This is a genomic window from Rathayibacter sp. AY1H3, from assembly GCF_002932015.1.
The window spans coordinates 19,906-43,853 of sequence record NZ_PSUU01000013.1 but is presented as its reverse complement, the minus strand read 5'-3'; the positions used below and the strand labels follow the sequence as shown (position 1 = coordinate 43,853).

Genomic DNA, 23,948 nt, shown 5'->3' with positions numbered 1-23,948 from the left:
CGCCCCCATCCTCCGCGCCCTGCGGCGTCCGGAGTCAGGATGACAAGAGCACTCGGCATCGTCACGTCACACTGATCGGTGACACATGACCCGTGTCACATGAAGTGGTGACAGGGCTCCTCTTCTTTGCGGACAGTCACGGACCGGAACTGCAGGGAGTGCTTGAAGAAGTCGATCTTCGTGTCGAGGCGGATACCGCACTCGACGTACTTGGCTTTGATCCTCTTCAAGTAGGTGCGTACCGTGTCCTGAGACAGACCCATCTGGAAGGCGACGTTCTTCACCGGGAGCCCCGTCGCGTAGAGGCTCATCACGCGCTTCTCCTGCATACTCAGCGCGGGTCGGCGGATCTGCGTCTCCTGGAGGAGCAGAGCCGTGACGTGCGGAGTGAGGTAGTCGCGCCCCGACAGGGCCGCCTCGATGGCGAAGCCGATCTCGGAGGCGCTCTCGCTCTTGGACGCGTACCCGAGCGCTCCCGCTGCGAGCGCCCGGTGCACGACTGTCGCGTCGGCGAAAGTGCTGACGACGATGACCTTCATCCCCCGCGCGGTGATCTCGGCGACGCGCGCCTCGATCGTGCTGTCGTCCTTGAGGTCGACATCCACGATCACCACGTCGATGGGGCCGGTCAGCTCCTCGAGGAACCCGACATAGCTCTGCGATTTGACGACCACGCGGATCCGGGGATCGGCCGCCGTCAGCCATGACTCGAGTCCATCGAGGAACATCCGCTGATCATCGACGATCGCGACGTTGATGAGGCCGGTGAGTGCCATCAGGGTCCGTCCTTCGAGCGCTGTCCGGATCGCTCGGGCTGAATCTAGGACACTTCGCGCCACTCGGTCACCAGTTCGCGACATCACGTCTCTTCGCGGAGCTCCGAACGAAATGCATCGCTATAGATCGTCATCGGGACCACTCCACCTCGACGACGACGAACCCGTCCGACTCGTTCGAGGTCCCGCCGAGACGATCGACCGCCTCGACGAGGCCGCCGAGCGCGACGTCCCGCTCGAGCATCACGCCCGGCCCGGCGGTGAGCACGACGCCGACGGAGTCCCCGTACCGCGTGACGACGACGGCGACCGAAGCCGACCGGCGCGCAGCGAGGGTCTGCAGTCGTCCGATCACCTCGAGCAGCACCGTCCGGACGCGGTCGGGGATGTCCTCTGCGGCTCCCTCACCGTCGAGCACGTCGAGCTGCGCGGGCGAGCGCAGGCGCTGCAGATCGCGCGACGCGAGCGCGAGCGTGAGCCACCCCGACTCCGCCCCTGATGAGAGGAGGCCGCGCACCCGTCGCGCGACGACCACCGCCGAGTCCACCGCGATCGGATCGAGGGGGAGCGGCGATCGGCCCGACGCGACGTCGTCGAGCAGAGGAGCGGCGAGCTCCCTGAGCCTCGACCGGCGATCGGCGAGCAAGGACTCAGCCGCCGCGACCGCCGCCCGCTGCGACTCCAGCCTCGCCGCCTCGTGGTCGAGCTCCTGCAGCTCGACCACCGCTCGACCCGCCGAACGCAGATAGACCGCGACGCCGGCAGGGACGACCAGCGCCTCTGCGCAGATCCGGGCGACAAGCGCCGGCAGCACCCAGGGGCCGTCGACGGCCCCCGACGCCAGGGCGAGGCACAGGAGGGTCGTGGTGTGCGCCCCCGCGAGCGTCAGCACCACGGCGCTCGGCTGGGACCGGTAGAGCCAGACGAGGGCGAGCGACACCCCGGTCACTCCGATGTTCGCCCCGGTGAACCGGACGCCCGCCGGCGTGATGAGGGTCGCGGTCACCGTCGCGCCGACAATCAGGAAGACGAAGGCGGCGAGGGCCGCGATGCGCCGGAAGCGCCGTCGTGACGCGGTCGGGCGTCCGGTCAGCGCACCCGTCGCCAGGAGGACCGCGAGGCACAGTCCCGCCAAGCCCGGCACGAGGTAGTCCTGCCAGAAGACGATGACGAGGAGAGTCGCGTCGGCCACCCCCACCCAGCCGATCACCATCGGGGCCGTCCGCGAGCTCCTCCTCAGGCGCTCGGCCGCCGGAACGGGCGGCGGAACGGCGCTCTCCGGGAGGGCGCGGACGACGTCGGGGATCTCGATCCGCACCCGGGTCCCCTCGCCGGCGATCGAGGTGACGGAGGCTCGACCACCCACCGACTCGATGCGACGGACGATCGACCGCGCGACTCCCCACCGGGTCGGCATCGGCGAGTGCGTCGGATCGAAGCCGTCGCCGTCGTCCGCCACCTCGACGGTCAGGAGGGAGGTGTCGCCTCCTACCCGCACCGCGACAGCGTCCGTTCGGGCGTGCAGTCGCACATTCCGGAGCGCTTCGCGGACCGCTCCGTCCAGGGCGAGGCGCGACTCCTGCTCGAGCACCTGCGACCCGTCGGTCGAGACGTCGACCGCCCAGCGCAGGTGCAGCGACTCGGCGACCCGCTGCCAGCCGTCGATCAGGTCGCCGACGGTCGGGACGTCGAGGGGGGAGTCGCGGCCGGCGGTGAAGTCGGCGAGGTCCTCCCGGCAGCGCTGCCGGAGCTCGGCCGGGTCCATCCCCACGCCCCCGTGCGCGAGCATCGTCAGCGTCGCGAGCACGTTGTCGTGGACGGCGATGTCGTGCTCGCGACGCCTCCGGGCAAACTCCTCGCCGTACACACGGTCACGCCGGGCGGCGGCCAGAGCAGCGATCGCCGATCCGGCGAGCGCCGCCCCCCGCCGCATGCCCCAGCCGCCCAGAGCGCAGACGACGATCAGGTTGACCGACCACAGGCAGCCCGCGAGGATCCTCGGGCCGGGTGCGCCGAGTATCGCGGCCCCGACGAGAGCGATCGCCGCGACGGTCATCGAGACGACGAGAGCGTGGCTGAGGCGCTGAAGACCGAGCCCGAGGAGCGTCAGGGCGATCCCGATCGCGAGGGGCCGAGCGGGTTCGATCACCTCGGCTGCGTCCGCGCCTATCGGCCCCCACGGGTCGACCGCCGTCGACCACCAGGTGATGAGCCCCGCGGCCGTGACCACGCCGAGCCAGACGGGTGACCAGAGTCGGAGCGCAAGGACGATGACTACCGCGGCGATAGCCGCTGCTCCGACGGTGGCCGCAGCACCCCGCGACAACGCCTCGAGGAGCACCACCAGCGTGTAGGCGAGACCGACGTGGATCGCGATCCTCCGCAGGACAGCCGATGCCGCCGCCGCCTCCCCACCGGAGTCGATCGGAGCCTGAGTCGCAGCCGCCACGGCACCTCCCTGCTCGGCCGCACGAGCTTAGGCCGGGGTGTCTTCACCGGGCTCGTCCCCTTAAGCGGTGACGCCTCCCTGCTCGGGATCCGCGTACTCTCGGCCCGACCGACCGACGAGAGCAGGAGATCATGGCCAACGAATCCGACTACCGAGCCGCCATCGCGCGGGTCAAGAACTCGCCGGCGACGGCGAGCCGCAGCGATTGGGATCTCGTCAACAAGGCGGCGCAGCAGGCAGGAGAACTGGGGAACCGTACCCGCGAAGCCCGCGACGGCCGCTGAGCGGCGCCCGGGCCGGAGCGGATCGTCCTTCCGCTCTTCACCACCTCCGCGTCGCCGTCGACCGGTGAGCCTCGTCGGGCCCGCCAGGACAGTTGCCACGGGTGCCGGGTCGCGCCCATGAGGGCAGGACGGTTCGGACCCGCGCATCACAGAGAACGGTCCCACCGACCGATACGCCTCCGCCGCCGCCGCCGCCGGAGAAGTTGAACGCGGCGCACTCGTAGTTCGTCTTCGGGCGCGGCTCCCCGACGGCCGCGCCGTCGCCGCCGCTGAGGAAGGCACCCGCGCGACCCGCGTTGCCGTCGGCGCAGGGGCTGAACCTGTCGTAGCCGGCCGCTCCTCCTGATCCGCCGCGGGACGACGTCGCTCCGCCGCCGCCGGCTCCGTCGACCGCGGCGTTCCCGCCGCCGTTCGCACCTCCCTGTGCGCCGTTGCCTGCATCGGCGTCGCCGCCGCGCGCGTTCGTCCCGCCGACGCCGCCACCACCGCCTGCGACCGCCAGGGCGTGCTGACAACCGTCGGACCCGACCGTCGAGAGGTACTGGGGGTCACCGCCCCTGCCGCCGGCGTTCAGATCGGGACTGCCGGCCTCGGGCGCCCCTCCGGACGGCGCACCGGTGATGCGGCCGAGCGTCAGCACCTGCCCGGGCGTCACGGCCACATCGACGACGAGGGTGGAACCGGAGCCGCCGATTGCTCGACCGCCCGCGCCGCCTCCGGGTGCGTAGTACTGATCCCCGCTCCCCTGGCCGTCCGCTCCGCTGAGGACGGCTCGGACGGCGCCGACGCCCTCGGGCACGACGACGTCCGAGAGCGGGACGACTCGGTCCGACGTCAGGCACGGGGAGGAGAGCGCCGGAGCCGCCGATGCGGCCGGCGCAGCCACCACCGTCAGCCCGGCGCCCGCGACCAACACGGCCGCGGCGACGAGAGAGTGGAAGAAGGACTGTCGCATGCGCTGCTGCTCCTCGGCGGCCGGTGGCGCGAGCTCGTACTCGCGGTCGGCTCACGGTAGAAGAGGGAACGGCTGCGTATCGGGAATCGAGACAGACCCCCTACTCGGGGCGACGACGAGCTGCACCTCCTCGACCCGCAGGAGGGCGTCGGCGGTCCCGCTGCGCCGGCGGGAGACCGCTCCGGCGGCCCCGCGCAGTCACACTCCGTCACGATCCGGCGCGCACTCCCCTCGGCCTGACAGGCTCCCGGCATCCGCCTTCCGGGCGTCTGGACAGGAGCACACCGTGACGATCACTGCACCGGCGACCACCGCGACCACTGCGGCGGCGAGCGCCGCGACCAGGGTCTCCGCGCCCGCACCCCGTGCCTCCGCGGCGGCCGGCTTCACCACGCGCCAGGTGCACGCCGGTGCCGCGCCCGACGGCGCCCACGGAGCGCGCGTCACGCCCGTGCACCTCAGCGCCGGCTTCGTGTTCGACAGCTTCGAGCACGCCCGCGAGCGGTTCGCCGGCGAGGACGAGGGCTACCTCTACACCCGCAACGGGAACCCGACCACCGAGGAGGTCGAGCGTCGGCTCGCCGATCTCGAGGGCGGCGCCGAGGCGATCCTGGTGGCGAGCGGCCAGGCGGCCACCGCCTCCGCTCTCCTGGGGATCCTGCAGGCCGGCGACCGGGTGCTCTCGTCGCGCCGCTTGTACGAGGGCAACCGGGGGCTGCTGGTGCAGAACTTCGGTCGGCTCGGGATCGGCGTGGACTTCGTCGACGACGCGTCGGACCTCGGCGAGTGGGAGCGGCGGATCGGGCCCGACACCCGGGTCCTCTTCGGCGAGCCGATCCCGAACCCGAAGAACGATCTGCTGGACCTCCCGGCGCTGGCCGCGATCGCGCATCGGCACGGGCTGCCGTTCGTGGTCGACAACACGCTCGCGACCCCGTACCTCCTCCGCCCGATCGAGCACGGGGCCGACGTGGTCGTGCACTCGACCAGCAAGTTCCTCGCCGGGCACGGCTCCGCCCTCGGCGGCGTGATCGTCGACGCCGGCACGTTCGACTGGGCGGCGCGCCCCGCGCTCTTCCCGCACCTCAACCAGGAGGAGCGGTCGTTCGGCGGCCGCAGCTGGACCGAGCAGCACGGCCGGCGCGCCTTCGTCTCGTACACGCGGGACATCGTGGTCTCCCGCCTGGGACCGACGCCGTCACCGTTGAACTCCTTCCTGCTGCGGCAGGGCGTCGAGACGCTGTCGCTGCGGGTCGAGCGGCACTCCGCGAACGCCCTCGCCGTCGCCCGCTTCCTCGAGGGGCGGCCCGAGGTCGTGTCGGTCGACTACTCCGGCCTGGAGTCGAGCCCGTCGTTCGCCCTCGCGCAGCGCCTGCTCCCCCGCGGGCAGGGCTCCGTCTTCTCCTTCACCGTGGCCGGAGGGGAGGCGGGCGCGGCCGCCTTCATCGACGCCGTCGAGCTGTTCAGCCACATGACCCACCTCGGCGACGTGCGCTCGCTGGTGCTGCATCCCGCGTCGACCACCCACGCCGGACGCACCCCCGCCGAGCGCGCCGCCGCCGGGATCCACCCCGGGCTCCTCCGGCTGTCGATCGGGATCGAGGACGTCGACGACCTCCTCCGCGACCTCGAACGCGGGCTCGCCGCGGTGCGCGCACGCGCCCTCCCCGCGCTCGCGGAGGTGTGAGCGTGGCGCGCCGTCAGCACTTCGGCTGGTTCTTCTCCCGCGGCTTCGGCCCGCAGGGATGGGGGCACCCCTACCGGGAGTGGAACCACGACTGGACGAAGCCCGGCCTCTACCAGCAGTCGGCCCGCGAGCTGGAGCAGGCCGGCTTCGAGCTGATCGTGATGGAGGACGCCGTCTCGCTCGGCTCCCCGGAGACGCTCGACCTGCGGGTGCGGGGAGCGTACGGCGGGCCGAAGCACGATCCGCTCCTCCTGGCGCCGTACCTGTTCGCGGCGACCGAGCGGATCGGGCTGGCGCCGACGATCAACGCCGGCATCACGCCCCCGTACCTCGCCGCCCGGCAGGCGGCGACGCTGCAGCACCTCAGCTCCGACCGCTTCGGGATCAACCTCGTCACCGACGTCGGCAGCGCCCGCCACGTGGGCCTGGAGCCGCTGTCGCACGACGCGGCTTACGACCGGGCCGACGAGTGGATGGCGGTCGTCCGCCGGCTCTGGCACAGCTGGGGCGAGGGCGCGCTGGTCGCCGACCCCGAGTCGGGCCGCTACGCCGATGGCACCCGGATCGACGCGTTCCGCCACCGCGGGGAGCACTTCCGCGTGGACGGACCCCTGAACGCCGTCCCCTTCGCGAACGGCGACCCGATCGTCGTCTCCCCCGGCGGCTCCCCCCGCGGCCTGGCCTTCGCCGGCACGCAGTCGGACGTGCAGCTCGCCCTCGCGCCGCTGGAGGCCCGGGCGGTGCGCGACTACCGGGCGCGCGTGCTCGCCGCGGCCGAGCAGCACGGGCGGACGGCGGACGACCTGCGCGTGCTCTTCGTCGTGAAGCCCGAGATCGTGTCGAGCCCGGAGGAGGCCGCGCGCGTCGTCGAGGCGTCGCGCCACCCCGACGAGGACGCGCTGCGGCGGATCGCGCTCGGCTGGTCGAGCGACCTGGAGACCGACCTCACCGGGCTGGACCTGGACCTCCCCGTCCCGCGGTCGGTGTTCGGCGAGCATGTCTCGCACGGCACCATCGCCGGCCTGTACGGCGGCACGGAGGACGCTCCGCTGCGGGAGCTGCTGACCAGGAAGGCGCGCAAGGGCCGCGTCGCCGAGCGCGCCGGCTTCGTCGGCACCGCGGAGGAGTTCGCCGACTTCGTCGAGGAGCTCGGCGACGACGGCGGCAGCGACGGGCTCCTCCTCTCCGGGGACCTGCACCCGGTCACCCTGCACCGGATGCTCGACGACCTCGTCCCCGTGCTGCGCCGCCGCGGGATCCTCCGCGACGAGCTCGCTCCCGGCGGGACCCGCGCCAACCTCTTCGGGACGTAGGGGGGGTCCGCCCCGTCTCACTCCGGATCCTGCGCCCGGCCGGTCACCGGGCGGAAGAATCCGTGCTCGATCTCGTGGGCGAGCTGCACAGCCTCGACACGCGAGGCCGCCCGGTCCACCGCCGGCGGCCCGGCCTCATCGGGGGTGCAGAGGGAGCGGAGGCGCTGAAGGACGGCTCCTCGCCACTGTCGTGCAATGCCGCCCGCCTCGGTGCTCCGCCGTCCCACCTCGTCGAGTCCCCGCGAAGGCGCTCCGCCGTTCACACGGCGGCCCGCACGGCTTCGAGCGTCTCGAGGAGGAGGGGACGCGGCATGGCGAAGACGAGACGCACGTGGTCGGCGTAGCCGGCGCCGCACAGGCGTCCGGAGGTGAGCGTCACTCCCGCCTCGCGCTGCAGGTGCTGCGCGGGATCGGCGAGGCCGAGAGCACCCAGGTCGAACCAGGCGAGATACGTCGCCTCCGGGGTGTGGTGCCCGATCCGGGGCAGCTCGGAGGCGAGGAAGTCGGCGATGAGGCGCCGGTTGCCGTCGAGGTAGTCGACGACCTCGTCGAGCCACGCTCCGCCCTCCCGGTAGGCGGCCGTCGAGGCGATCACGCCGAGATTCGAAGCGCCGTGCTGCACCGCGAACCCGAAGCGCGAGTAGACGTCCTCGTCTGCGTCGTTCGTGGTGATCAGCTGCGCGGCCTTCAGGCCGGGGATGTTCCACGCCTTCGAGGCGCTCGTTCCGGTGACGGAATGCCGGGCGGCCTCCTCCGAGACCGAGGCGTAAGGGATGTGGGGGACGCCGTCGAACCGCAGCGGCGCGTGGATCTCGTCGGCGAAGACCCGCCCGCCGTGGCGCTCGACGACAGCGGCGAGACCTTCGAGCTCGGACCGTGGCACTACCGAGCCCGTCGGGTTGTGCGGATTGCAGAGCACCAGGGTGCCCGCTCCCTGCGCGAAGGCCGCATCGATCCCGTCGAGGTCGTGCTCCCAGCGGCCGTCGACGATCGTTCCCGGGACCTCGATCACCTCGCGTCCGATGGCCGACAGGTAGGTGAGGAACGGCATGTAAGCGGGGGTAGGCACGATCACCGGTGAGCCGGGGCGGGAGAACTCGGTGACGGCCACTCCGAGCGCGGCCATGACATCCGAGACGGAGTGCACGCGGGCGGGGTCGACCGTCCACGCGTACTGCTCAGCGAGGTACTCCGCGGCGGCCTCGCCCAGCTCGCCCGCAGTCGAGGGGGACAGATAGCCCAGCACGTCGCCGGCCACGGCGTCGTGCAGTGCCCTCCGAACGGCCGGCGCCGTACCGAAGTCCATCTCGGCGACCCAGGCTCCGATGGTGCCGGGGCGGAGGCTCCACTTGCGGCTCGTCGGGCGGTCGAGTCGTTCGCGCGTGAGCGAGTCGAACAGGTGCATGGGAGTCCTCGGGGAAGCGGGCGGGGGGCGCCCCGCTGGTCGATCGGGGCGCCCGAGGCGGGGGCGGCTCAGCTGTTGTCGAGCGGGAGCCCGGGCGGGTTCACCAGGGCCTCGTCCACGGCCTCGTCCTGCAGGCCGTAGGCCGACAGCCAGTCCTGGTACTGACCGTTCCCGATGAGGTAGCCGAGGGCCTGGGCGATCGGCTCGGCGAGTCCGGAGTCCTTCTTCACAGTCGCCGCGATCAGCCCGTCGAGCGATTCGCCCGCTCCGGAGAACGTGCCGGCGTTGCGGGTCGGGTCGGCGCCGTCCTCCGAGATCCGGTTCTGGTAGACCGTCGTCGGGTTGGGCCCGAAGTAGGCGTCGATCCGGCCGGAGCCGAGAGCGAGAGTGACGGAGTTGGCATCGGGCAGTCGCGTGATCTCCAGGGACCTGCCCTCGGACTGCAGACGGGCCTGCCACTCGAGCAGGATCTTCTCCTGGTTGGTGCCGCTGCTGACCGCGACGGTGAGTCCGTCGAGGTTCTCGTAGCCGCCGTCGAACTCCCAGTCGTTCGAGGCGAGGACCTGGAACGCGAGGGTGTCGGCGCGGTAGGAGGCGAAGTCGTACTTCTCCTTGCGCTTCTCCGTGACGGTGATGTTCGAGAAGCCGACGTCGCTGCCTCCGGTGTCGATGCCCACGAAGAGGTTGTCCCAGGTGGAGTTCTCCACCTCGGGCTGCAGCCCGAGGACGGCGGCGACGAGGCGGCCGAGATCGGGCTCCGAGCCGGTGAGGGTCTCGGTGTCGGTCCCGGTGAACGCGAGCGGAGGGAAGCCTGCGGGGAGAGCGCCGACGCCGATCGTCAGGGTCCCGCGGTCGAGGATCTCCTGCGGCAGCGTGCCGCGGATCTCGTCGACGACCGGCACGTCGATGTCCGTCTCGGTCGCCGCTCCGTTGGAGAGGGCACCCACGGTGACGGTGGTGGTGCCGGAGGCGGCTCCCGGGGAGGCCGGGGCGGAGGCGGCGGCACCGGAGCAGGCCGCGAGGCCCGTCGTCAGCGCGGCGGCAGCGAGAAGCGCCCCGACTCTGGTCCAACGAGTGATGTGCGGTCTGGTCATGATTCGATTCCTGTGTCTGTCGTGCGGATGGAGAGGAGGAGGAGTGCTGGGGCTCAGCCGAGGACTCGGCCGAGGAAGTCGCGGGTCCGCGGATTCTGCGGGCGGTCGAGGACCTCGCTCGGGCTGCCCTGCTCGACGACGAGGCCGTCGTCGACGAACACCACCCGGTCGGCGACCTCGCGGGCGAAGCCGATCTCGTGGGTCACGACGATGAGGGTGCGGCCGCTCTCGGCCAGCGACCGGATGACCTGCAGCACCTCCCCGACGAGCTCGGGATCGAGAGCCGAGGTCGGCTCGTCGAAGAGGATCACCTCGGGGTCGAGCGCGAGCGCACGCGCGATGGCCACGCGCTGCTGCTGGCCGCCGGAGAGCTGCCTCGGATAGGCCGCCGCCTTGTCGGCGAGACGGACGTGCTCGAGCAGGGCGCGTGCCCGCTCGCGGGCCTGCGCGGGCGGCTGCCCCTGCGAGATCGGCGCCTCGGTGACGTTCTCGAGGATCGTCAGGTGCGGGAAGAGGTTGAAGCTCTGGAAGACGAAGCCGATCCTCGCCCTCTGGCGCAGGATCTCCTTCTCGCGCAGCTCCTTGAGCCGACCGCCGCGCAGCCGCACCCCGATCAGCTCGCCGTTCACGGAGACGAACCCCTCGTCGAGCTTCTCGAGATGGTTGATCGCCCGCAGCAGGGTCGACTTGCCCGAGCCGCTCGGACCGAGGATAACCGTGACGGTGCCCGCCTCGACGCGCAGGTCGACTCCCCGGAGCACGGTCCGGTCGCCGTAGGACTTGGTCGCGTTGTGGATCTCGATGGCGGCGGTCATCGCGCACTCCTCAGGCCGGCGAGCGAGCGCCGCACCCGCTGGAGGGGCGTGGGCGCGAGCTCCCGGTGCGCGCCGCGGGCGTAGAAGCGCTCGATGTAGAACTGCACGACCGAGATCGCCGAGGTCAGCACCAGGTACCAGATCGTCGCGACGACGAGCAGGGGGATGATGTCCGTCGGGTACGTGCTGCCGAGGTTCTGAGCGACCCCGAACAGGTCGAGCAGCGAGACGTAGAACAGCAGCGAGCTCGCCTTCAGCAGGCCGATGATCTGGTTCACGTAGGCGGGCACGATCGAGCGGAGCGCCTGCGGGAGGACGATGCGGGTGAACTGGCGGCGCTGCGGGATCCCGAGCGCCTTCGCCGCTTCGTGCTGCCCCTGATCGACCGCGAGCACCCCGGAACGGACGACCTCGGCGCTGTAGGCGATCTCGGACAGGCTCAGGCCGATCACGCCGAGAGCGAGCGGAGGCAGCAGCGACACCGTCGGCACCGACCACTGCGGACCGAAGGGGATGCCGATGCCGACGGTCGGATACAGGTTGCCGAGATTGAACAGGAAGATGAGGACGAGGATCAGCGGCACCGAGCGGAACAGCCAGATGTAGACCCAGCTGAGCGTCGACAGCACCGGATTGCCCGAGAGCCGGGCTACGGCGACGACGATGCCTCCGACGAAGCTGATCACGGCGCTGATGGCGGTGGCGAGGAGCGTCAGCTGCAGCCCCTTCAGGATCGCCGGACTGAAGAGCCAGGTCCCGACTTTCGGCCACTCCCACGACGGGTTCGTGAAGAGGGTCTGTCCGGCGTTCAGCAGGAGCACGAGGACCAGTGCGGCGACCACCCAGCGCACCGGGTGGCGCAGCGGCAGCACCGGCCGCTCGCCGAGTCGGGCGAGGTCTATGCCTCCGGGAAGGGGGCCGGACGTGTCCCGCGGTCGAGGCGGCGCGATCGTGCCGCTCATGAGGCACGCCCCGTGACGCCACCGCGCAGGCGTGCTCCGCCGTCGGGCAGGGACGCGGTGAGCTGCGCGAAGGAGTCGTCGTGCGCGGTCCGGATCCTCGCGACGTCGAGCGGCCGATCGGTGAGCGTCCGCGCATAGCCGTGCAGGACGACCACCTCCGGAGGCTGGGTCACGTCGTAGAGCGGTGTGTAGCCCGCGGTGAGGTAGAGCCGCTGCGCCTCCGGCTGGAGCGGCCCGGTCGTGAGGTAGACGGTCGAGTAGCCGAGCCGGCGGGCCTCCGCCTCGAGCTCTGCGACCACGCGCAGGGCGAGTCCCTGCCGACGGTGCGCCGAGGATGTCCAGATGCGCTTGAGCTCGGCGGTCGTGTCGTCGAATCTCTTCAGCGCGCCTCCGGCGATCGCGGTGCCGTCGCGCAGAAGCAGGACGAAGGATCCCTCCGGCGGGGCGAACACCTCGCTCGGGTAGCGCGCGAGCTCGGCCGATGCCGGCTCGCCCCAGGCGGTGCCGTAGCGGGTGTCGTACTCGCGCTCGAGCTCGTCGAGCAGGGGCCGGGCCCGCGGGTCATCGGCCCGCACATGGACGAACTCGTCGGCCGCGACGGTGTCAGGCGAGGACACGAGCGGCCTCCTCGGCGGCCTGGGCGGCCGCGGCGTCGCGTCGAGCGACCTCCTCGCGCACCAGCGGTATCACGTGGCGACCGAAGTCGAGGGTGTCGTCGACGTAGTCGTAGCCGCGCGCCGAGATGATGTCGACCCCGAGATCGACGTAGTCGAGCAGCGCGGCGGCCACCGTCTCCGGCGTCCCGACGAGGGCGTTCGAGTTGCCGCGCGCTCCCGCGGCGACTCCCGCCCTGGTCCAGAGCGCGCGATCGAAACGCTCGCCTGCGGCGGCGATCGCGAGGAGGCGCTGCGAGCCGGTGTTCTCCGGCGCGGCGAGGCCTCCGGGGGCGGTCTCGCGGGTGCGCGCCTCGATGCGGCGGAGGATCCCCTCCGCCTTCTCCCAGGCCTGCTCCTCGGTGGCCCCGAGGATGGGTCGGAAGGCGACCTGGATGCGCGGCGCGACGTCGCGGCCGGCCGCCGCCGCCGCCTCCCGGATGCTGCGGATCTGCTCGGCGGTGTCCCGCAGCGGCTCGCCCCAGAGCGCGTAGACGTCGCTCTCGGCGGCACCGACGGACAGAGCGGCGGGAGAGGAGCCTCCGAACGAGATCTGCGGCCGAGGCTGCTGCACCGGCCAGACGTCGCTGACGAACCGGGAGAAGCGGTAGTGCTCCCCGACGTGATCGAACGGCTCACGGGTCGTCCAGACCTGCTTGACGATCCTGATGTACTCGGCGGTGCGCGCGTAGCGCTCGTCCTTGCTCAGGTAGTCGCCCTCCGCGGCCTGGTCCGCGTCCGACCCGCCCGTGATCACGTGGACGCTCAGGCGGCCTCCACTCAGCTGATCGAGGGTCGCGAAGGCTTTCGCCGCGACCGTGGGGTAGGAGACGTTGGGCCGGTGCGCCAGCAGCAGCTGGATGCGCTCGAGCCGCGACGCGATGAAAGCGGCGGCGACGGCGGGGTCGGGGGCTCCGGAGTGGTAGGCGAACAGGATGCGGTCCCACCCGCTGTCCTCATGAGCCGCGGCCAGACGCACCGTGTACTCCGGGTCGAAGCTCGCGCCGCTGCGTGCTCGTGTCTCGCTGCCGTCGTTGAGCGCGGCGATGCCGAGGAATTCGATGGGCACTCGAGGCTCCTGCCTGTCGGGGCGCACCGTTCTGCACGCCGTGGGGGCCGACGCTAGGGTCCGCGGCCACCCGGCTCCAACCCCGCCGCTACACACTTCTTCACATCGTCACGAGTCGTCACAGAGCGGCGTCCTCACGGGGGAAGGGTCATCGTGGACGCATGTCAGCGCCATCGGACGGGACCCGCTCCCTCGTGATCGTCGGGGGAGGTCCCCGCGCGGTCGGGGTCCTCGAGCGCCTCGCCGCGAACGCCGCCGAGGACGCCCTCGGGCCGGCCGCGCTCGTCGTCCACGTCGTCGACCCGTACCCCGTCGGCCCCGGCCGGATCTGGCGCTACGAGCAGTCGCCGCTGCTGAAGCTCAACTCGCGCGCAGCCGACGTGACGATGTTCACCGACGCGAGCGCGACGATCGAGGGGCCGGTGCGCCCCGGACCCTCGCTGATCGAGTGGGCGGAGGCGGTGCGGGCCGGCCGGATCGCGCTCGCAGAGGGCGACGAAGCCGTGCGCCGCGAGCTCGACGGGCTCCGCGCCGACAGCTTCCCCACCCGCCGGCTGCAGAGCCTCTATCTGCGCTGGTTCCACCGGGAGGCGCTCGCCGCTCTCCGCCCTGACGTCGAGGTCCGCGAGCACGCGGCGCGCGTCGTCGAGGTGCTCGGCCGCGACAACGGTGCGCAGCGGGTCGTCCTCGACTCCGGCGACGTGATCGAGGCGGACCTGGTCCTGTTCTCGCTCGGGCACAGCGGCGCTCTGCCGACGGTCGACGAGACCCGGCTGGCCGGGTTCGCCGAGCGCCACGGCCTCGCCTACCTGCCGCCGTCGTTCACGGCCGACGCCGACCTCGGATCCCTCCGCGCCGGACACGACGTGATCGTGCGCGGCCTCGGCCTCGTCGCGGTCGACCTCCTGGTGCTGCTCACCGAGGGCCGGGGCGGCCGCTTCGAACGGGACGACGCCGGCGGACTGCGCTACCACCCGTCGGGACGTGAGCCGCGCATCCTGATCGGCAGCCGCCGCGGGGTCCCCTACCACTCGAAGATCGGCTCGACGCTCCAGGGAGCCGCGCCCGAGCCCCGCTGGTTCTCGGCGTCCGTCGTCGAGGAGCTGCGCTCGCGACACCGCCCGCTCGACTTCAGCGAGGACGTCTGGCCCCTGATCGCCCAGGAGATGCTCTGGGGCTACTACCGTGAGCTCTTCACCGGGCACCCCGACCGGGTGAGCACCGACTGGACGCACTTCTCGGAGGTGTTCTCGCGGCTCGACCCGCGCGCCTCGGTCCTCGCCGGCTCCCGCGGCCCGCGACCCGAAGCGGGACAGGGGTACGCTCTCCCCGCACTCGGGGCCGACGCCGAGCGGGTCCTCGGAGATGCGCGGACCCTGACCGCGCTCGTCGCGGACACTGTGCCGGACAGCCTCGACAGGCTGCTCCTCCCCGATCTCGACCGCCCGTTCGCCGATGTGCGGTTCGCCGACGGCTCGGCGCTGCAGGAGGCGGTGCGCGCCTACATCCGGGACGACCTGGCTCTGCGCAGCCGGCAGGAGCACAGCGCCACGATGGCGCTCTTCCTCGCGCTTCTGCGCAGCCACTTCCTCGTCGCCGATCTCACCGCGTCCGCGAGGTGGACGCCCCGCTCGCGGATCGAGGATCTGCACGGATGGTGGCTCGGCTGGTTCAGCTTCCTCGCGAGCGGGCCGCCCGCGCACCGTCTCGAGGAGCTGCTCGCACTCTCGGACGCGGGCGTCGTCGACTTCCTCGGCCCGGGCATCCGTGTGGAGACCTCCGAAGAGGAGGGCCGCTTCGTCGCGAGCGGCGGGGCGACCGATCAGGTCGTCCTCGCTGACGCTCTCGTCGACGCGCGCCTACCCCGGACGTCCGTTGCGAGGAGTGACGACGCGCTGATGCGAGCGCTCGTCGCGTCGGGGTCGGCGGTCGAGGACCTCGTCGACGTCGGCGACACACTCCTGTCGACCGGGAGGCTGCGCGTGCACCAGGACGACACCCTGCTGCGCTCGACGGCGGGAGGCCGCGTCGGCCGCCGGTACGCGATCGGCCCGTACACCGACTCGCCGTTCGTCGGCGCCTTCTCCCGGCCGGGCACGAACGCGGTGTCGTTCCGCGAGAACGACAAGGTCGCGCGCGCGCTGCTGCGCCGCCTCCGCGCACTCGACGACGAGGAGCTCGTCCGAGCCGGCACCCTGATCCGAGGAGCACGATGACCGCCGCCCCACCCCTCAGCCTCGCCGTCGCCCTCGAGGGCGCCGGCTGGCACCCCGCGTCCTGGCGCGAGCCTGGCGCCCGTCCCGACGCGCTCTTCACCGGCGCGTACTGGGCGGACATCGTGCAGCGGGCGGAGCGCGGCGGGATCGACTTCGTGACGATCGAGGACTCCTTCGCCCTGCAATCGGCGGACCCCTTCCTGGCCGACGACCGCACCGACGAGGTCCGCGGCCGGCTCGACGCGCTGCTGATCGCCTCCTACGTCGCCCCCCTCACGAGCCGCATCGGTCTCGTGCCCACGGTCACCGTGACGCACACGGAGCCCTTCCACGTGTCGAAGGCCGTCGCGACGCTCGACCACCTGAGCCGGGGGCGGGGCGGTTGGCAGGTCAGGGTGTCGTCACGCGTCGACGAAGCCTCGCACGTCGGACGACGAATCGCGGCGATCGTGCCGCCGGAGCCGGGCACGCCCCTTCTCGAGGACCCCGCGATCCGCGACGTCGTCGACGAGCTCTTCGAGGAGGCGGCCGACGCCGTCGAGGTCGCACGGAGACTCTGGGACAGCTGGGAGGACGACGCCGAGATCCGCGACGTCGCCACCGATCGCTTCCTCGACGCCGACAAGGTGCACCGCGTCGACTTCGCAGGACGCTGGTTCTCGGTGCGCGGCCCCGCGATCACTCCCCGGCCGCCGCAGGGGCAGCCCGTCGTCGCCGCGCTCGCACACGCCGACATCCCGTACCGTTTCGCCGCGCGCTCGGCCGACGTCGTGTTCGCGACGCCTCAGAACGCAGCGGACGCCGAGAGGATCCTCCAGGAGATCGCCGAGGCGGAGCGCGGGGCGGGGCGCACGGGCGAGCGCCTGCGGGTCCTCGCCGACCTCGTCGTCGTCCTCGACACCCCGGCGGAGTCCGCCGCGGCCAGACTCTCGCGCCTCGACGCTCTCGGCCGACCGCTCACCGGCGACGCCGCCGTCGCCGCCGGGTCGGCCGCGTCCGTCGCCGACCGCATCGCCGAGCTCTCACGGCTCGGCTACGACGGCGTCCGCCTCCGACCCGCGGTTCTCGCCACCGATCTGCCGCTGATCGCCGACGACCTCGTGCCCGAGCTGCGCCGACGCGGTCTGCTCGTCGGGACGGAGGAGGGCCGCACCCTCCGCTCAGCCCTGGGCCTGCCCACGTCGATCCCGAACCGCTACGCCTCCGAGGAGCAGTCATGACGCGGCGACCGAAGCAGATCGTCCTCGCCGCCTACGTGGGCGGGGTGAACGAGCACACCCTGTGGGAGCACCCCGACGCCGGCAGCCAGGTCGACTTCTCGACGTTCCGCCGCGTCGCAGAGACCGCGGAGCGCGGGCGGTTCGACTACTTCTTCCTCGCCGAGGGTCTGGCACTGCGGGAGCGCGCGGGGCGCCCGTTCGACCATGACATCGCCGGACGACCGGACACTCTGCCGCTCCTCGCCGCGCTGGCCGCGGTCACGGAGCACATCGGCCTGGTCGGCACGCTCAACGCGACGTTCAACGAGCCCTTCGAGCTCGCCCGTCAGATCGCGACCCTCGACCACCTCTCAGGCGGACGAGCGGGGTGGAACGTGGTCACGTCCTTCGACGCCTTCACGGGCGCGAACTTCCGCCGCGGCGGCTTCCTCGACCGCGCCGACCGCTACGCCCGTGCCGAGGAGGCCGTTCGCGCGGTGACGACGCTCTGGGACACCTGGACCTCCGACGCCGTGCGAGCCGATGCCCCCTCCGGCGAGTTCCTCGCCGACTCGTCGACGGGGTCGTTCGCCGTCTCGAGCAGCCAGTTCGACGTCTCCGGCCGTTTCACCGTGCCGCGCAGCCCGCAGGGCCGCCCGGTGATCGTGCAGGCGGGCGTCTCTCCGCAGGGTCGCGACTTCGCGGCGTCGAGCGCCGATGTGATCTTCTCCCCCTACCACCGGGGACCTGAGGCGCACGAGTTCGCGCGCGACATCGCGGCCCGGGTCGCGGCGGCGGGTCGCCCGGCCGGCTCCGTGCGGATCCTCCCGTCAGCCGCCGTCGTCCTCGGCGGCACCGCTGCGGAGGCGGAGGAGAGAGCGCGGTGGATCCGCGATCAGCAACTCACACCGCGCACGATCCAGGTGCTCTTCGAGCAGGTCTGGAACCGGGACCTGTCGGGCTTCGACGTCGACGGGCCGGTACCCGATCTCGAGCCCGACCTCGAGGCGCCGCCGCTGATCGAGGGCCGCGCACTGATCCACGGTGATCGCGCGGGGACCGTGCGCGCCTGGCGTGCGCTCGCTCAGGAGCGCGACCTCACCCTCCGCGGTCTCGCCGAGACCGTCTTCGACCGCACGGAGTACGTGGGGACGGCTGAGCAGGTCGCCGACCGTCTCGACGAGTTCGTGCAGAGCGGAGGCGGCGACGGGGTCGTCCTCGGATCGCACCTGCACCCGGGTGGTCTGGACGAGTTCGTCGACCGCGTCGTGCCGCTGCTGCAGGAGCGCGGTTCGCTGCGCACCGAGTACGAGGGCACGACCCTGCGGGAGAACCTCGGCCTGGAGATCCCCGCCCGGCCGTGACCTCATCCCCTCCGCCCCCTCTCCGACCTCCGAAGGAAGACCATGACCGACGCCTACTACGACCGCGCAGCCGACCGCCGCTACACCGCCGCCTACAAGAAGGAGACCCCCGACGTCCTTGCGGCGTTCACCGCCTTCGACACCGCCGTCTTCGCTCCGCAGGGTCGCGAGATCCCGCTCAAGTACCGCGAGCTCATCGCCTACGCCGTGGGCATCAGCAAGCAGTGCGTCTACTGCATCGACGGCCACGGCCAGAACGCCGTGCGCGCCGGTGCGACCGAGACCGAGCTCGCCGAATCAGCCTGGGTCGCGGCCGCCATCGGAGCCGGAGCCGCCTTCGCGCACGGCCGACTCGGCTTCAAGCTGACCGAGGACCACCCGCACTGATCGTGCCCCCGCCCCTGTCCCTCCTACCGATCGGCCGATCATGACGAACGAACCCGCCTTCAGCATCACCCTCACCCCCTTCGACGAGGACTACTCGCCGGCCCGGAGCTCCCGGATCACCACCAACTTCGCGAATCTGGCCCGCGGCGAGCGCCGCCGGGAGAACCTCCGGACCGCGCTGCGGATGATCGACGACCGGTTGAACGATCTCGTGCCGGGCGACGATCCGAGCCGCGGCCGCTACACGGTCGGGCTCGACATCGTCTCCGTCGGGCTGCGGCTCACCACGGACGGCGAGGACCGGGAGTTCCCCCTGCTGGAGGTCCTGCGCACCCGGATCCTCGACCGCCGCACCGGCCGATGTCAGCCGGGGACACTGGGGAACAACTTCTCCTCCTACCTCCGCGACCACGACTTCAGCGTGCGGCTGCCGGCGGTCAACGCCTCGCAGGCCGGCTTCACCGTCCCCGACGACTTCGGCGTCCTGCACGGCGCGCTCTTCCAGCACTTCCGGGACTCCGCGCAGTACGCGGAGCTCTCGTCGACGCCGCCCGTCATCTGCATCAGCGTCTCGACGAGCAGGACGTACCGGCGCACCGGGACCCTCCATCCGATCCTCGGCGTCGAGTACCGGCAGGACGAGCTCTCGCTGACCGACCGGTACTTCTCGGAGATGGGCCTCGGGGTCCGCTTCTTCATGCCGCCCGGCAGCACGGCGCCGCTCGCGTTCTACTGCGGCGGCGACCTGCTGGAGGACTACTCGGACCTCCAGCTCATCGCCACGATCAGCACGATGGAGACGTTCCAGAGGATCTACCGGCCCGAGATCTACGGCGCGCGCTCGGCCGCCGCCGACGTCTACCGGCCGGACCTGGAGCAGCAGGACTACGTGCGGCCCGCGGTCTCCTACGACCGCGAGGAGCGCGGTCGGCTCGCGGTCGAGCAGGGGCGGTTCGCAGAGGAGCACCTCATGAAGCCGCACGGGGAGCGGCTGCGGCAGTGGGCCGCCGGGTACGCGGGAGCGGTCCGATGAGCGCCCGCGGATCCTCGACGTCCCTCCCGCTCCTGCCCACCTCGATCGCCGGCAGCCTGCCGAAGCCGTCGTGGCTCGCGCAGCCGGAGACCCTGTGGTCCCCGTGGCGGCTGACCGGCGACGCCCTGGCCGAGGGCAAGCAGGACGCCCTGCGCGCCGCCGTCCACGAGCAGCACCACCGGGGCCTGGACATCGTCAGTGACGGGGAGCAGACCCGCCAGCACTTCGTCACGACGTTCATCGAGCACCTCACGGGCGTCGACTTCGAGCGGCGCGAGACGGTGCGCATCCGCGACCGGTACGACGCGAGCGTGCCGACCGTCGTCGGCGCCGTGGGCCTCGAGAGGCCCGTGTTCGCCGACGACGCCCGGTTCCTGCGCGAGCAGACCGATCAGCCCATCAAGTGGGCCCTGCCCGGCCCGATGACGATGATCGACACCCTCTCCGACCGGCACTACGGGAGCCGCGAGAAGCTGGCGTGGGAGTTCGCGACCATCCTCAACGAGGAGGCGCGAGCCCTCCAGGACGCCGGAGTCGACATCGTCCAGTTCGACGAGCCCGCCTTCACCGTCTTCTTCGACGAGGTGCAGGACTGGGGCGTGGCCGCGCTGGAGAGGGCGGCGGAGGGACTCCGCATCGAGACCGCGGTGCACATCTGCTACGGCTACGGGATCAAGGCGAACACCGACTGGAAGGCGACCCTCGGGTCGGAGTGGCGGCAGTACGAGGAGTCGTTGCCGCTCCTCCAGCAGTCCTCGCTCGACATCGTCTCGCTGGAGAGCCACCACTCCCACGTGCCGATGGAGCTGATCGAGCTCGTCCGTGGCAAGAAGGTCATGCTCGGAGCGATCGACGTGGCGAGCGGGACCGTCGAGACGCCCGAGGAGGTCGCCGACACCCTGCGCCGCGCCCTCCGGTTCGTCGACGCGGACCTGCTCCTCCCGAGCACGAACTGCGGCATGGCACCGCTGCCCCGCGACCTCGCCTGGGGGAAGCTCAGCGCGCTGAGCGCGGGAGCAGCGATCGTCCGCGAGGAGCTCGCGCCCTGACCGGCCTCCGGGGAGACGGGTCGCGGCCGGCCCGTCTCCCCGGAGGTCCCGCCCGCCTCACCCCTCCGCTCGCGCCTCCTGCGCCGCGATGTCCTTCATCGCCAGGTCCGCCCGGCGGAACTGGTCCGTCTCCGGAAGCGCGAGGTGCAGTCCGGCGACGGTAGTGAGCGAGACCGTCACCTCGGCCACGGTCACGTCGAGGACGTGCCCGCCCTTCTCGCGGGCGTCGTCGACGTAGTGCAGGTGGTACCCGGGGACCGACACGGCCTGCTCGAACTGCGGAGTGCGGAAGCCCGCGATCGTGCCGCGGGTGTCGGCGATGCCGGTGACGCTCTGGTGGGCGGTCGCCTCGATCAGGGGCGGGTACGGCTCCGTCTGCTCGCCCACGGTCCGAGTGCGGACCTCGGTGAACCGGCCGTCGATCCGCAGGGCGACGGGGATGTTCCCGCCGTCGACCGCGTCATCGATCAGCCGGGTGAGTCCGGCGAGACCGGTCGGCTCCTCCACCGTGAACGTCGTGGTCGCGTGGAAGGGCAGCACGGCGGCGAAGGGCGTCCGGTCGTCGCCGTCCGCGACCTGGACGGAGCCGTCGCTGCGCAGGTGGTAGCAGACGCCGTCGACGATCACCATCTCGCCGTCCAGGTGGTTGAAGGTGCCCAGCCCGAGGTCGCCGTGGGTGAGCAGCTCGCCGATCGTCAGGTCCCCGTCGTAGACCCCGGCCAGCAGGGCGGCCATGGTCGAGCTCTGGTAGATCGCGTAGTCGTCGGTCGAGTCGACCGTGTGCGTGCTCATTCGAAGGCGTCCTCGACCAGGTGGGCGGCGATGTCGACGTTGCGGCTGTAGTCCACCGCGACGTCGATGATCGAGACGCCCGGCTCGGCGAGGGAGGCGCGGAAGGCCTCCTCGAACTCGGCGAGGCCGCTCACCCTCCTGCCCGTGGCGCCGAACGCCGCGGCGAACTTCTCGATGTCGTAGTCGCCGAGCTGGACCCCGGACTTGCGGCCGTACTTCAGCAGCTGCTGGAAGCCGACCATGTCGTAGGTGTCGTCCCGCATGATCACGTGCGTGAACGAGAGGCCGAGCCGCGTCGCCGTCTCGATCTCCGTCGCGGAGAACAGGAAACCTCCGTCGCCCGAGACGGAGACCACCGGGGTCCCGGGGCGCAGGAGGCTCGCCGCCATGCCCCACGGGAAGGAGACGCCGAGGGTCTGCTGCCCGTTCGAGAAGAGCAGGTGCTTGGGCTCGTACACCCGGAAGTGCCGGGCCATGAAGATGTAGTTCGAGCCGATGTCGCAGGCCACGGTGGCGTCGTCCGAGAGCAGGTCGCGCATCAGGAGCACGAGGCGGGCGGGATCGACGGTCCCGGGAGCCGCCTCGGCCGTCCGCGCCGCGTCGTCGATCCGCTCCAGCTCGCTCCGGTGCCGGGCGACCCGGTCGGCCGCGTCCTCGTCGAGCTGCAGGCCGGAGACGAGCGGCGTGAGGGCCGCGACGGTCTGCGCGAGATCGCCCTTCAGCTCCAGCGCGGGCAGGTAGTGGTTGTCCAGCGGGGCGTCGACGGAGTCGATGTGGACGATCCGGCGGTCGACGTCGCTGTTCCAGATCACCGGGTCGTACTCGACGGCGTCGTAGCCGATCGCGACGACGAGGTCGGACTCGGCGAGGGCGAGGTCGGCGGGCTGGTTCTTGAACAGGCCGACGCGGCCGAGGTAGTGGTCCTCGAGCTCGCGGGAGACGAGGCCGGCCGCCTGGAACGTCTCGATCACCGGCAGCTCCGTCTCGCTGATCAGGACCCGCAGTGCCGCCACGGTCGCCGGCTCCGACGCGCGGAGTCCCACGAGGAGGACGGGCCGCTCCGCGGTGTTGATCAGGTCGGCGGCGTGGGTGAGGTCCTCGGCGCGCGCCGGACCGCTCGTCGGCCCCGTGGCCGCCCGGGTGATGACCTGCGAGGTCGGCGCGGCCATCACGCTGGCCGAGAGGACGACCGCCGCGGCGCCTCGGGGCTCGGTGACGGCGGCGCGGAAGGCGTTGCTGACCGCCTCCGAGACGTCGTCCGGATCCGTCGACTCGACCGTGTACTTCGTCACGGTGGAGAGGAAGGCGGCCGCATCCATCGACTGGTGCGTGCGCTTGAGGCGGTCGGAGAGCTGCACGGCCCCGGCGAGCGCGACGACCGGGTCCTGCTCCGTGTTGGCCGTGAGCAGGCCGGTGGCGAGGTTGGTCGTGCCGGGGCCGGAGGTCACGAGGACGACCCCCGGGCTGCCCGTGAGCCGCCCCACCGCGGCGGCCATGAAGGCGGCGTTCTGCTCGTGGCGGCAGACGATCAGCTCCGGCCCCTCGTCGGCGAGGACGTCGAAGACCGCGTCGATCTTCGCTCCCGGGATCCCGAAGACGTACTTCACGCCGTTGGCGGTCAGGGTCTCGATCACCCGCCGTGCACTGCGCGTCTCGACGTTCGGCTGCTCCATGGTCGGCTCCGCTCTCTCCTCGGTTGTACCGACGAGCGTAGGAACGGGGGCACCCGGAGCGACCCGGTCAGATGACTCGTTCCCACCGGTGCATCTCCGGCGGCGTACCGATCGCAGTGACGGAGCGCTCGGGCGGGACACGCCCCGCTCCCCCGCCGACGGTCTGCTCCGAGAGTCGTCCGACGCTCGCCGCGACGTCCCCGGTCGTGATGGACTTGCCCGCATGATGATCTCTCCGCGCGAGTCCGCGCACGACACGAAGGCAGGCGTCTGATGGCCGAGGAGCGCGCGATCCTCGCGGGCGGATGCTTCTGGGGGCTCCAGGAGCTCATCCGCGACATGCCGGGCGTCTTCAGCACCCGCGCCGGGTACGCCGGCGGCAGCACGCCGAACGCGACCTACCGCCACCACGGCGACCACGCGGAGGCGGTCGAGATCGAGTTCGATCCCGAGCAGCTCTCCTACCGCGACCTGCTCGAGTTCTTCTTCCAGGTGCACGACCCGACGACGAAGAACCGTCAGGGCAACGACATCGGCACGGCCTACCGCTCCGTGATCCTCTTCCTCTCGCCTGAGCAGGAGAGGGTCGCGCGCCAGACGATCACCGAGATCGACGCGTCGGGCCGCTGGCCCGGACCGGTCGTCACCGAGGTCGAGCCCGCCGGCGAGTTCTGGGACGCCGAGGAGGAGCACCAGGACTACCTGCGCAAGCACCCCGGCGGCTACACCTGCCACTGGGTCCGGCCGAAGTGGGCGCTCGACGCCTGATCCCG

21 protein-coding genes are annotated in these 23,948 nt (G+C 71.8%); 10 read left to right on the top strand and 11 right to left on the bottom strand.

Features of this window, described 5'->3' with window-relative positions:
• Window positions 1–95: 95 nt before the first annotated feature.
• Together C5C33_RS07025 and C5C33_RS07020 are read right to left on the bottom strand one after the other, a co-directional pair.
• Entirely contained in the window at window positions 96–776 is a 681-nt protein-coding gene (locus tag C5C33_RS07025; protein ID WP_181136208.1) for a response regulator transcription factor, read from the bottom strand.
• A 130-nt stretch (window positions 777–906) separates the two neighbouring features.
• Entirely contained in the window at window positions 907–3,225 is a 2,319-nt protein-coding gene (locus C5C33_RS07020; RefSeq protein WP_104260768.1) for a sensor histidine kinase, read from the bottom strand.
• Window positions 3,226–3,356: 131 nt separating this feature from the next.
• Here C5C33_RS07020 and C5C33_RS18440 point away from each other — a divergent pair, with 131 nt between their 5' ends.
• The gene (locus C5C33_RS18440) at window positions 3,357–3,509 is read left to right on the top strand and encodes a hypothetical protein (RefSeq protein ID WP_181136207.1); all 153 of its coding nucleotides are present in this window, start codon (window positions 3,357–3,359) and stop codon (window positions 3,507–3,509) included.
• A gap of 37 nt (window positions 3,510–3,546) precedes the next feature.
• Here the strand turns inward: C5C33_RS18440 and C5C33_RS07015 are convergent, their stop codons facing one another.
• On the bottom strand, window positions 3,547–4,464 hold the full coding sequence (locus C5C33_RS07015) for a hypothetical protein (protein WP_104260767.1): 918 nt from the start codon (window positions 4,462–4,464) through the stop codon (window positions 3,547–3,549).
• Window positions 4,465–4,864: 400 nt separating this feature from the next.
• Between C5C33_RS07015 and C5C33_RS07010 the strand changes: the two genes are divergently transcribed.
• Both C5C33_RS07010 and C5C33_RS07005 read left to right on the top strand, forming a co-directional pair.
• Window positions 4,865–6,151, top strand: a complete 1,287-nt coding sequence (locus C5C33_RS07010) for an O-acetylhomoserine aminocarboxypropyltransferase/cysteine synthase family protein (protein ID WP_104247137.1) — start codon at window positions 4,865–4,867, stop codon at window positions 6,149–6,151.
• A 2-nt stretch (window positions 6,152–6,153) separates the two neighbouring features.
• Window positions 6,154–7,464, top strand: coding sequence for an LLM class flavin-dependent oxidoreductase (locus tag C5C33_RS07005; protein WP_104233980.1), 1,311 nt, complete (start codon window positions 6,154–6,156; stop codon window positions 7,462–7,464).
• Between the two features lie 259 nt (window positions 7,465–7,723).
• Here the strand turns inward: C5C33_RS07005 and C5C33_RS07000 are convergent, their stop codons facing one another.
• The 6 genes from C5C33_RS07000 to C5C33_RS06975 all read right to left on the bottom strand — a co-directional run bounded on the left by C5C33_RS07000 (window position 7,724) and on the right by C5C33_RS06975 (window position 13,462).
• A complete protein-coding gene (locus tag C5C33_RS07000) occupies window positions 7,724–8,869 on the bottom strand; it encodes a MalY/PatB family protein (RefSeq protein WP_104260766.1) in 1,146 nt (381 codons plus the stop codon).
• 68 nt (window positions 8,870–8,937) lie between these two features.
• Complete coding sequence (locus C5C33_RS06995) at window positions 8,938–9,963, bottom strand: transporter substrate-binding domain-containing protein (RefSeq protein WP_104247109.1); 1,026 nt, start codon at window positions 9,961–9,963, stop codon at window positions 8,938–8,940.
• 53 nt (window positions 9,964–10,016) lie between these two features.
• Window positions 10,017–10,778, bottom strand: coding sequence for an amino acid ABC transporter ATP-binding protein (locus C5C33_RS06990; protein WP_104260765.1), 762 nt, complete (start codon window positions 10,776–10,778; stop codon window positions 10,017–10,019).
• Window positions 10,775–11,740 (bottom strand): amino acid ABC transporter permease, encoded by a 966-nt coding sequence (locus C5C33_RS06985; RefSeq protein WP_104233982.1) that lies wholly within the window; start codon window positions 11,738–11,740, stop codon window positions 10,775–10,777. Before C5C33_RS06985 ends, C5C33_RS06990 begins: the two co-directional genes overlap by 4 nt.
• On the bottom strand, window positions 11,737–12,357 hold the full coding sequence (locus tag C5C33_RS06980; protein WP_219814754.1) for a GNAT family N-acetyltransferase: 621 nt from the start codon (window positions 12,355–12,357) through the stop codon (window positions 11,737–11,739). The genes C5C33_RS06985 and C5C33_RS06980 overlap by 4 nt, the downstream gene beginning before the upstream one ends.
• Window positions 12,344–13,462, bottom strand: coding sequence for an LLM class flavin-dependent oxidoreductase (locus C5C33_RS06975; RefSeq protein ID WP_104260764.1), 1,119 nt, complete (start codon window positions 13,460–13,462; stop codon window positions 12,344–12,346). The genes C5C33_RS06980 and C5C33_RS06975 overlap by 14 nt, the downstream gene beginning before the upstream one ends.
• A gap of 161 nt (window positions 13,463–13,623) precedes the next feature.
• On the opposite strand from C5C33_RS06975, the gene C5C33_RS06970 reads away from it, so the two are divergent.
• From C5C33_RS06970 to C5C33_RS06945, 6 genes are read left to right on the top strand one after another with little or no spacing between them, the layout of a single operon-like run.
• Window positions 13,624–15,678, top strand: a complete 2,055-nt coding sequence (locus C5C33_RS06970; protein ID WP_104260763.1) for an FAD/NAD(P)-binding domain-containing protein — start codon at window positions 13,624–13,626, stop codon at window positions 15,676–15,678.
• Window positions 15,675–16,898, top strand: coding sequence for an LLM class flavin-dependent oxidoreductase (locus C5C33_RS06965; RefSeq protein ID WP_104260762.1), 1,224 nt, complete (start codon window positions 15,675–15,677; stop codon window positions 16,896–16,898). Before C5C33_RS06970 ends, C5C33_RS06965 begins: the two co-directional genes overlap by 4 nt.
• Entirely contained in the window at window positions 16,895–18,241 is a 1,347-nt protein-coding gene (locus C5C33_RS06960; RefSeq protein WP_104223292.1) for an NtaA/DmoA family FMN-dependent monooxygenase, read from the top strand. Before C5C33_RS06965 ends, C5C33_RS06960 begins: the two co-directional genes overlap by 4 nt.
• 42 nt (window positions 18,242–18,283) lie before the next feature.
• Window positions 18,284–18,628: a carboxymuconolactone decarboxylase family protein gene (locus tag C5C33_RS06955; protein WP_104223293.1), complete on the top strand. Its 345-nt coding sequence runs from the start codon at window positions 18,284–18,286 to the stop codon at window positions 18,626–18,628.
• Between the two features lie 40 nt (window positions 18,629–18,668).
• On the top strand, window positions 18,669–19,661 hold the full coding sequence (locus C5C33_RS06950; protein ID WP_104260761.1) for a putative oxygenase MesX: 993 nt from the start codon (window positions 18,669–18,671) through the stop codon (window positions 19,659–19,661).
• Window positions 19,658–20,710, top strand: a complete 1,053-nt coding sequence (locus C5C33_RS06945; RefSeq protein ID WP_104223328.1) for a methionine synthase — start codon at window positions 19,658–19,660, stop codon at window positions 20,708–20,710. The genes C5C33_RS06950 and C5C33_RS06945 overlap by 4 nt, the downstream gene beginning before the upstream one ends.
• Window positions 20,711–20,767: 57 nt before the next feature.
• Here the strand turns inward: C5C33_RS06945 and budA are convergent, their stop codons facing one another.
• Both budA and alsS read right to left on the bottom strand, forming a co-directional pair.
• Window positions 20,768–21,502 carry an acetolactate decarboxylase gene (gene budA / locus C5C33_RS06940; protein ID WP_104260760.1) on the bottom strand — a complete coding sequence of 245 codons (735 nt, stop codon included), beginning with the start codon at window positions 21,500–21,502 and terminating at the stop codon, window positions 20,768–20,770.
• Entirely contained in the window at window positions 21,499–23,175 is a 1,677-nt protein-coding gene (gene alsS / locus C5C33_RS06935; protein WP_104260759.1) for an acetolactate synthase AlsS, read from the bottom strand. The genes budA and alsS overlap by 4 nt, the downstream gene beginning before the upstream one ends.
• A gap of 273 nt (window positions 23,176–23,448) precedes the next feature.
• On the opposite strand from alsS, the gene msrA reads away from it, so the two are divergent.
• The gene (msrA, locus tag C5C33_RS06930; protein ID WP_104226547.1) at window positions 23,449–23,943 is read left to right on the top strand and encodes a peptide-methionine (S)-S-oxide reductase MsrA; all 495 of its coding nucleotides are present in this window, start codon (window positions 23,449–23,451) and stop codon (window positions 23,941–23,943) included.
• Window positions 23,944–23,948: the final 5 nt, after the last annotated feature.